At 51.5% G+C, this 8,690-nt stretch carries 11 protein-coding genes and 3 pseudogenes; 8 read left to right on the top strand and 6 right to left on the bottom strand.

The window, feature by feature from the left end; all coding sequences use genetic code 11:
- Window positions 1-113: 113 nt before the first annotated feature.
- Window positions 114-650: pseudogene (locus ACOTX5_RS25725) on the bottom strand (replication initiation protein); the annotation flags it as partial.
- Between the two features lie 534 nt (window positions 651-1,184).
- On the opposite strand from ACOTX5_RS25725, the gene ACOTX5_RS25730 reads away from it, so the two are divergent.
- Window positions 1,185-1,289 (top strand): hypothetical protein, encoded by a 105-nt coding sequence (locus ACOTX5_RS25730; RefSeq protein ID WP_032409716.1) that lies wholly within the window; start codon window positions 1,185-1,187, stop codon window positions 1,287-1,289.
- A gap of 128 nt (window positions 1,290-1,417) precedes the next feature.
- Entirely contained in the window at window positions 1,418-1,675 is a 258-nt protein-coding gene (locus ACOTX5_RS25735) for a hypothetical protein (protein ID WP_000764642.1), read from the top strand.
- 57 nt (window positions 1,676-1,732) lie between these two features.
- On the opposite strand, the gene ACOTX5_RS25740 is transcribed toward ACOTX5_RS25735, so the two are convergent.
- The 5 genes and pseudogenes from ACOTX5_RS25740 to ACOTX5_RS25760 form a co-directional block, all read right to left on the bottom strand.
- On the bottom strand, window positions 1,733-2,509 hold the full coding sequence (locus ACOTX5_RS25740; protein ID WP_049245386.1) for a site-specific integrase: 777 nt from the start codon (window positions 2,507-2,509) through the stop codon (window positions 1,733-1,735).
- A 303-nt stretch (window positions 2,510-2,812) separates the two neighbouring features.
- On the bottom strand, window positions 2,813-3,196 hold the full coding sequence (locus ACOTX5_RS25745; protein WP_063945279.1) for a hypothetical protein: 384 nt from the start codon (window positions 3,194-3,196) through the stop codon (window positions 2,813-2,815).
- Between the two features lie 157 nt (window positions 3,197-3,353).
- Window positions 3,354-3,659, bottom strand: a complete 306-nt coding sequence (gene ccdB, locus ACOTX5_RS25750; protein ID WP_016946795.1) for a type II toxin-antitoxin system toxin CcdB — start codon at window positions 3,657-3,659, stop codon at window positions 3,354-3,356.
- A gap of 1 nt (window position 3,660) precedes the next feature.
- A complete protein-coding gene (ccdA, locus tag ACOTX5_RS25755) occupies window positions 3,661-3,879 on the bottom strand; it encodes a type II toxin-antitoxin system antitoxin CcdA (protein WP_004197642.1) in 219 nt (72 codons plus the stop codon).
- A gap of 169 nt (window positions 3,880-4,048) precedes the next feature.
- Window positions 4,049-4,509 (bottom strand): annotated as a pseudogene (locus ACOTX5_RS25760) (hypothetical protein).
- Here ACOTX5_RS25760 and vapB point away from each other — a divergent pair.
- The 6 genes and pseudogenes from vapB to ACOTX5_RS25790 form a co-directional block, all read left to right on the top strand.
- The gene (gene vapB / locus ACOTX5_RS25765; RefSeq protein ID WP_001261282.1) at window positions 4,466-4,696 is read left to right on the top strand and encodes a type II toxin-antitoxin system VapB family antitoxin; all 231 of its coding nucleotides are present in this window, start codon (window positions 4,466-4,468) and stop codon (window positions 4,694-4,696) included. The pseudogene ACOTX5_RS25760 and the gene vapB overlap by 44 nt on opposite strands.
- A complete protein-coding gene (locus ACOTX5_RS25770; RefSeq protein WP_001044770.1) occupies window positions 4,693-5,109 on the top strand; it encodes a type II toxin-antitoxin system VapC family toxin in 417 nt (138 codons plus the stop codon). Before vapB ends, ACOTX5_RS25770 begins: the two co-directional genes overlap by 4 nt.
- 73 nt (window positions 5,110-5,182) lie before the next feature.
- Window positions 5,183-6,745, top strand: coding sequence for an ATP-dependent nuclease (locus tag ACOTX5_RS25775; RefSeq protein WP_004206609.1), 1,563 nt, complete (start codon window positions 5,183-5,185; stop codon window positions 6,743-6,745).
- On the top strand, window positions 6,730-7,752 hold the full coding sequence (locus ACOTX5_RS25780) for a helicase UvrD (protein WP_000361404.1): 1,023 nt from the start codon (window positions 6,730-6,732) through the stop codon (window positions 7,750-7,752). Before ACOTX5_RS25775 ends, ACOTX5_RS25780 begins: the two co-directional genes overlap by 16 nt.
- 543 nt (window positions 7,753-8,295) lie before the next feature.
- Window positions 8,296-8,577 (top strand): annotated as a pseudogene (locus ACOTX5_RS25785) (HNH endonuclease); the annotation flags it as partial.
- 49 nt (window positions 8,578-8,626) lie between these two features.
- A partial coding sequence (locus ACOTX5_RS25790; protein ID WP_138920129.1) for an IS1 family transposase occupies window positions 8,627-8,690 on the top strand: 64 nt, incomplete at its 3' end.

Below are 8,690 nucleotides of genomic sequence, written 5' to 3' on the forward strand. Positions count from 1 at the left end.
TCAGCATTTTATTATGGTGATCCCCTGGGCGAAATGCGCCTGGTAAGCAGAGTTTTTGAAATGTAAGGCCTTTGAATAAGACAAAAGGCTGCCTCATCGCTAACTTTGCAACAGTGCCATTCAATCTGCCAGGAACCCCGGCCTCGCTTCATTCCTGCTTCAGCCAGCCACGGACGTTTAACTTCTTCAAACTCACCTTCTTTTGGATAAAAGGTAACCGTTGATTCGCCCAGAGCATTTACCCCAGCCTTCACATCACGACTGGCGACAGACGTAGCGACATTGAAGTATTTGACGTAATCGGAAACGCTGATTTTGAAGAGCGGCAATACGTCAGAGTCATCTTCCTGGCTGTCATTAAAATAGGCCTGCATGAGGCATAACCACAGCACACGTTTTGCCTGAAGAGGCAGGTAATATGCAGCTTCGGTCAATTCGTTAGATTGCTTTATACTGGCGCGTTTTTTAAACGTTTTAGTAGCTGGCAAGAGTGCTTGAGTATCCATTTCAATGCCTATGGGTAAATTTTTACCCACCCATAATGACAGTGAAAACAGAAATTGCAAGCTATCGCGATACTTATCCACCGGAAAAATCTGCACTTTATCCACAAGTGGATAATTGAGAACTGAACTTGACCTCTTTCCCATAGCTTGTTGATGCGTATCCCATAGCTTGTTGACACAAAACCCACTGATACGTGATTAATTTCCCATATTATGTTTACCAGTTGCCCATACAGGCCCCCTCTCAGGCCGCACTGTACGCGGCTTTCAGGCTCCCTAAAAGATGTAAAATAAAGAAAAAGAATAAAAAAGTACTTTATAAAAATATGCCCGTGGATAAGTGGATAACCCCGAGGGGAGGTGATTTTTCAGGCATTGAGCGTAAGCAGAATTTATAAGTTTTGTTCCCTGGTGCTTCCTCGCTCACTCGGGGCTTCGCCCTGTCGCTCGACTGCGGCGAGCACTGCTGGCTCGATCATATCCGTGGCCGGAAGATACTACTCCTCCCCCGAGTCGCTCTCCAGAGCCGGCTACAGCGAGACAACCCGCACGAAGATTTCTATCGTCCCTGCAGACATATTCGAATCGTTTTTATTAACCCTGGCTTCCGTCGTGACAGAACACTACGTCCTGTAAAAGGGGGACTAAGGCCCCTGAATCACACACCTGAAATTAATAATGCGGAGTTTTACGATAATGTCATTGCTGGAAACTTTCCTGACCGCTTCTCAGGGGGCAACAATCCTGTTCCTTGCCATGCTGATCTACTGGCAAAAGCGATAAATCCAAGCGAGCTGGCCTTTGGCCAGCTTCGCTGTATAAGGGGAAAAATGCGGCATATCCAGACATTTCACTAGGCAATTTGAATTCAGATATCTATGCTTGGGATCCGGTCAACAGGAGGTAACAAGATGAAACTTGAAACTATACAGATAGATAATACCGTAAGGAGTGGTCTTAATTCTTTCACTGACGGGGTGATTATTCGTGATACAAAGGTATTGATCACGCTCAATCTCCCGGATGGACAGAAAACCACTATTGAGGGGGAATGGCGGCATATGTCGGACGCCAACAGGTTGTCAGAACGTATTACGATGCTTCAGCATGCGATCTATGAGCAGTATGAGGAATACAGAGCAGATATTCCCGTCAGCTGGTCCAGATAACGTCTGACAGACCTCCCCGGCGAGCAGGACGTTCGCCAGCATCATTCTCCTAAGTACTTAAATATTCCCTTTCAGCATGGCTACCGCATCCGCTTCGGGCATCTGAAACTGAACTCGATGCCGCGCAGCAACATCAAGTGCGAACACCTTCGTATAGACTTCCGTCGAGCTAATCGATTTGTGGCCCATCAGGCTCTGCAAAACCTTCAGTGGTATGCCGGCATACAGCATATGCATCGCGTAGGAGTGGCGGAACGTATGCGGGGTGACCGGCACCGAGAATGTCACCCCGTCGACGGCGGCCGCTTCAACCGCTTCGCCAATCCAGGTCCGTACTGTCCGGTCGGTGATGTCCCAGATGCGGGCTTTCTCTGTTCTGCCGGTACGCTTGTTGCGTCTTTCCAAAGGTATTTTCAGGGTGGCCACCATCATCTGCAGCTGGCTGACGTAGTGGTGATCGGAGAGCGGAACCAGGCGATGCGCCTGACTACCGGCGGGTGAACGGCCGGCCGTTCTGGTCGCTTTCTCCGTTCGTTGTTTGAGTGTGGCCAGCTGCACAAACGGATACGGCGGTGCCAGCGAAAAATCCCCACGAGTTAGCGCCAGCGCTTCATTAATACGCGCACCGGTGTTCCACAGCGTCGCAAGCAACATCTTGCGGTGAAGATCCGGCACGTAATGGAGCAGGGCGCTGACTTCCGGCGCCAGCAGGTATTTCGGCAGTTCATCCTGTACGAGCGCCATCTGACGCAACGCCAGTGCCGCCGGATAATCAATGGCCACCGGCAACTGAGCAGAGGTATGTGTGACTCTCTGCCCCTGAATGGTAGGCATTATCATGAATTCTCCCCAGTCTTTTTACGCAGACGACGAATTTTAGCTTCGGTTCTTTCTTTACGTTTTTTCCGCCACACCCTAGAGAGGACGAGTTGTGCAGACCATTCCGTTGCATCGAGGCGGGTTCCAGGCAGACCGACGAGTTTTCGCAGTCTCTGGGCCAGAATAACGGCCTTTATCCCCAGACGGGCATAATGGAACTGACGTTCCCGATAATATGGGGAGAGATAGGGAGGCTCCCAGTACTGCTCATAATAAGCCGCGAGATGTCTCCGGACTTCATTCTGAAGTACCGGAAGTTCATGGATCCGGTACATAATCGGGGGGGGGGAGTGCCCGCCAGTCACCCGAAATATTCTTGATTATCAGCTCCGGAAGATTTTCCGTTGGAGTGTATACACCCTGCGGATCAGGCTCGCCGCAGTCTGTGGCCATACGAGCGCAGCCTTCCGCGAATTGTTCCAGTAAGAAAATCAACTCAGTTGCTATGAATAAACGTTCTTTATCCAGTAATTCCTGAGCAATCTTTAGCTCGTGGCGATGCCGTTCTGCAGCCGCTAAAGCCTCACGTTCGCCAGCGTAACGATGATTCAACCGGCTCACCAGAAGGGCAATGCTTCCGGTCAGTATCCCTCCCGATAACGTGGAGATCACCGGTACCCAGACTGAAATTCCGTCCGCCATATTTGTTCCTTAGGGTTTTTGCGTGAACCGTTCGTTTAAGCTGACCCCGCGAAAGCCTGCAGGGCATCCGCTCCGGAGAGCAGTTCATGCTGAGGGTTAAGCTCTGCGGCAATACTTCGTTTTGACATCCTCGATGTCTTTCAGGGCGGGGAGGCTGTCAAATTCCCCAGAACATCAGGTTTATCGCATTTTTGATGTCATTTTCCCGGTGGCTGAGATCGGCCACTTCCTCCCCGGTGACGGAGGACGTGACGCTGGCCATGTCCGTGGTCATCAGGCGGTAGCTGTCGTCCCCGATGTGCACCACCGGATAGAGTTCACAGGAAACCTTATCCGACAGCAGCCGGGCGCTGGCCAGCGGGATCACCATCCGTCGCCCGGGGGTATCGATGATGTCACTCTGCACATCCACGAACAGACGATAGCGGCTCTCTCTTTTATAGGCATAAACCTTAAACTGCATCTCACCAGTCCCTGTTTTCGTCGGCGAATGAACCGTTCATCTCAATAAAGCGGGCAACCTCGGCCATTCCTTCCTGATTTTCAGCCTGCCAGCGTTCGGCACGCAGACGACGGGCCTCATTCTGCATGGCCCTGTTCACCAGGGCGGAGATATTGACGTCTGCGGATTTCAGTAACTGATAACTGTCGCTGTCTATGGTGACGGTGATGCGCTGCTTCATAATGCACTCCGGAATACATACTGATGATATGCATATCAGTATAGCGTAAGGATGCAGCTGACTCACGCCCGCCTGAAACATACTGTTATGTCGCCATTAATTTCACTTCGTGAAATTCACATACAAAATAATCACCTTAGAGATAACAAGCAGCCATACAGCCACGCCGTTAAATTACCGGACGGCCGTTCCGTCCTGATCCGACTTTTCGCGCTTTACGAAGTTTCCGGAAGTGTACCACGGTCAGGGAATAACCACACCGCCCTTTTCTGGTGCTGAGCGACCGATCTCTGGGCAGGGGAGGGATACAACATATAGCGTCAAAGAAGCTAATAACACCGCTGCATATTGTGTTTCTTGGCCACTGAGCGCCGGTAGGGCTCCGGCAGATCCGGAACTACCTTTTTTCGGATCTGACCGGGAAAAGAGAGAATACAACATAGGTTCAACATATCCATATGCCGGGCATCTGCATAGGTGTGGCATACGCATATACTTACCATCTGCATATGCTATGACTATACATATGCTTTGCATCTGCATATACTGAACATAGTCATACAGGCCGGTCGGCCAGGAGGAAATGATGAGAACTGTATCCATTTTTAAAAACGGCAATAACCGCGCCATTCGTCTGCCCCGCGATCTGGATTTTGAGGGAGTGAGCGAGCTGGAGATCGTCCGGGAAGGGGACAGCATTATTTTGCGTCCCGTCCGGCCGACCTGGGGCTCGTTCGCGCAGTTCGAGAAGGCAGACCCGGACTTTATGGCGGAGCGCGAGGACGTTGTCAGCGACGAAGGACGATTTAACCTGTGAACAAGACCTATATGCTCGACACCTGTATCTGCTCGTTCATCATGCGCGAGCAGCCGGAAGCCGTCCTGAAGCGCCTGGAGCAGGCGGTGCTGCGCGGCCAGCGCATCGTTGTCTCGGCCATCACTTATTCTGAAATGCGCTTCGGGGCCACCGGCCCGAAGGCCTCCCCGCGCCACGTCGAGCTGGTCGACGCGTTCTGCGCCCGCCTCGATGCCATCCTGCCCTGGGATCGCGCTGCGGTGGACGCCACCACGGAGATTAAGGTGGCGCTGCGAATGGCCGGGACGCCGATCGGCCCGAACGACACGGCCATTGCCGGGCACGCCATCGCCGCCGGTGCCGTGCTGGTGACGAATAATACGCGGGAATTTGAGCGGGTACCGGGTCTTGTGCTGGAAGACTGGGTAAGATAACGCTGTAAAACAAAACAGGCGGTCTGGCGCAGCCGGACACTCTTTCAGTCAGCGGTATATAAAGGAATAAAAGATGCCTCTGATCACGCGGCTTATGCTGCAAAACTTTAAAAAGTTTCCGGAACTGGACCTGCGCTTCACTCATGACCGTAACATTCTGGTCGGGGACAATGAGTCCGGGAAAAGCACGATTCTGCTGGCCCTTGACCTTGTGCTGAGTGACAGCCGGCACCGGGTCGAGGCATTGGGTGTGGAATCGCTCCTGTCCCAGTCAGCAGTAAGGCAGTTTCAGGAAGGTGAGCGCCGCGCCGATCAGTTACCCGTGCTGACAGCTGACGTTTTCCTGAGTAATGGGGGAGATCCTGACCTGAACGGCAGGCAAAATCTGGCGGGTATCAATGCGGATGGTCTCAGAATGCGTATTGCACCAATGACGGAGGAATACGGCCAGGATATTCACAATGTACTACAGCAGGATCCCGATAATTTTCCCTATGAATACTATTCCGTGCGGTTCAGCACCTTCTCCGGTGGTCATTTCGCCAGCTTCAGACGCTATCTGCGCCATCTGCTCTTAGACAGTGCACGCATCGATAACGAGCACGCCGCACAGGAATATACGCGCACAGTTTACAGCGTCAATGTGCCGGTGGCCGATCGGTACCGGCTTGAAAACAGTTACCGGCAACAGAAAATGCACTTCTGCACCCGGCATCTGTCAGCCATAAACGACACGCTGGAAACGTATCAGTTTGGCGTGCGTTCCGGTGCTAAATCAGGGCTTGAGGCGAATCTAGACATTACCGAGGACGGTATTTCCATTCGTCACCGTGGAAAAGGAAGGCAGTGCTTCATCAAAACGGAGTTTGCGCTGCAGCGGCATCAGCAGCAGGGAGAGCTCCACGTACTGTTGCTTGAGGAGCCGGAAAATCATCTCAGCCATGTCAGTATGAAGAGGCTGGTTAATCAGCTTGCCACTGAACGGCAGACGCAGGTGTTTATTGCCACACACAGCAGCCATATCTCCTCCCGCCTCGATCTGCGTAAGGCAATCCTCCTCGGGTCTGCCCGGCCGGTACTGATGAATGAACTTTCCGCTGAGACTGCCGCCTTCTTCATGAAAGCACCGGATAATAACGTACTGGAATTTGCGCTGGCCAGACGTGTGCTGCTCGTGGAGGGGGATGCTGAGTTTATTCTGATCGAGGCCTTTTATCGCCGCCTGTATGGCAGGGCACCGGAGGAAGACGGAGTTCACATCATCGCTATCGGCGGAACGAGTTTCCGTCGTTATCTTGAACTGGCCCGTCTTCTGGAAAATCGCGTCGCGGCCCTTCGTGATAATGACGGCAACTATCAGCAAAACTGCGATGAACGCTATGCTGACGTGATTTGTTCCCGCTCCCGGGTATTTGCTGATCGCGATAACACCCGATCCACATTTGAAATCAGCCTGTATCAGGATAACGCTGATCTGTGTGATACGCTTTTCCGCGGACCCCGCCGGACACTCACGGTGCAGGAATACATGCTGGCCAATAAGGCAGAAGCAGCATTCCGGCTGTTACAGCTGCACGCCGGAGAGCTGACCGTACCTGATTATATTCAGGAGGCACTGGCATGGATAAGAGAGTGATATTTGCGGTTGCCGGCTCGGGCAAGACCACGCTGCTGATACGACGGTTGAGTGAGGACAGGAGGACGCTGCTCCTGACCTTCACCGTGAATAATGAAGCGCATCTGCGGGCACAGATTATCAGACGTTTTGGCTTTATCCCGGAAGGGATCAGGGTGATGACCTGGTTTGAGTTTCTGCACGGTTTTTGCTTCCGGCCTTTCCTGCAGGAGCAGCTGGCATCGCGTGGCCTGAGCTTCGACCAGCCCCCACCCAGAATACCGCGCACGAATGCCCGGCATTATCAGGATCCCGCCGGACGGCTGTATCACCGGAGGCTCGCACATTTACTGACAGCCCGGGGGTTGCTGCCGGATATCCGTATCCGGCTTGCCCGTTACTATGATGAACTGCTTGTCGATGAAGTCCAGGACTTTGCCGGACATGACTTTAATTTTCTGCTGGAGCTCTGCCGCGCGGAAATCACTGTGCTCTGTTGCGGCGATTTTTATCAGCATACCTTTGATACAAGCCATGACGGCAACGTTAATTCAACGCTGCACGACGACATCACGCGATATGAGGCCCGCTTCGACGCAGCAGGTTTCGCGGTTGACCGGGACACGCTCAACCGGACATGGCGTTGCTCAGCTTCAGTGTGCGAGTTTATCACCGGGCAACTGAACATCCGTATCGCTGCCCATGGGATACATGCCTCCCTGATTGAAACGATCGCAGATACAGAGCGCTCAGCCACCCTGCACGCCGATAATACGGTGATTAAGCTCTTCTATCGTGAACATCACCGTTACGGCTGCTATTCCATGAACTGGGGCGCCAGTAAAGGGCTCGATCACTTTCAGGATGTCTGCATTGTGATGGGATCCTCCCACTGGAAGCTTCTGACCCGTCAGGAACTGGCAACCCTTCCACCGTCGTCCCGTAACAGGCTGTACGTGGCATGCTCACGGGCGCGCGGCAACATTTATTTTGTTCCCGAAACTCATCTGCGCCGATTCCGAAACTGAGTTACCGACTTCTCAGTCGGGCACAAATCAGTAAAAAGCGAGGGTCATCGACGGGAATACCGGCTGGACAGGTGCGGTTCCGGTTCTCGCTTTCCGGAACCTGGCTAACAATATGTAACATTATCATTAAATACAATTATGCCAGTTATTTTTATTCGCAAAATGCTAATAATGTGGCATACACGCCAGTATGAAAACATTGTTAACTTTTTAAGTTCTGAATGGTATGTCGCTTGTGCAGTTAAAAGTGCAGATCATTGAAAGTATTGTACGGTTTTGTTGACCGGAGACTGTTTCATCGTCGCGGATAATGAGCAGAATTATCTGTCCACTATATCTGGGGCAGGCTGAAAACATGGAATGGTTGGTTATGGATGCTGAGATCCTGTCATTTATGAAACAATTTCATTTGTGGTACTGTAAAAATAGTTTTTCTGATTTACCTGAGCTGTGAATATGGCATACTGCAGATGTTACCCGGCCGCACTCATACCGGGTAACGAACTGTGTATTGTGATGATTTTTTATTACAGGGGGATGATCGTGATCAATAAGATTTGCCAGGTAATTGACGGGGAGTACGTCTGCGACATTGATATCAGTGTGGAAGAATGGAAAGCTCTGTTAATGAATGAAAAGGTTTTTGACTCTAAAAGTATTGAGGTGTTAAAAAAATGGTATATTGAACCAAATCATTCCTGCACATGTTTCGATATAGGCAAAAAGTACGAACAGCACAGTATGAGTGCTAATGGCGTTATTAACGGGCTCGGTGGTAGAGTTCAAAAAGAGCTTGGCAGATTTGAAGTTAAAGGGATCGGTGATGCTACCAACTTGCTGATTTAGTGTATAATGGTGTTTTTGAGGTGCTCCCGTGGCTTCAGTCTCCGTCTGCTGTCCCTCCTGTTCCGCTACTGAAGGCGTGATGCGTAATGGCA

It is taken from the genome of Enterobacter cloacae complex sp. IR5441 (assembly GCF_049238215.1).
In the GTDB taxonomy this organism is placed as follows: Bacteria; Pseudomonadota; Gammaproteobacteria; order Enterobacterales; family Enterobacteriaceae; genus Enterobacter; species Enterobacter hormaechei_C.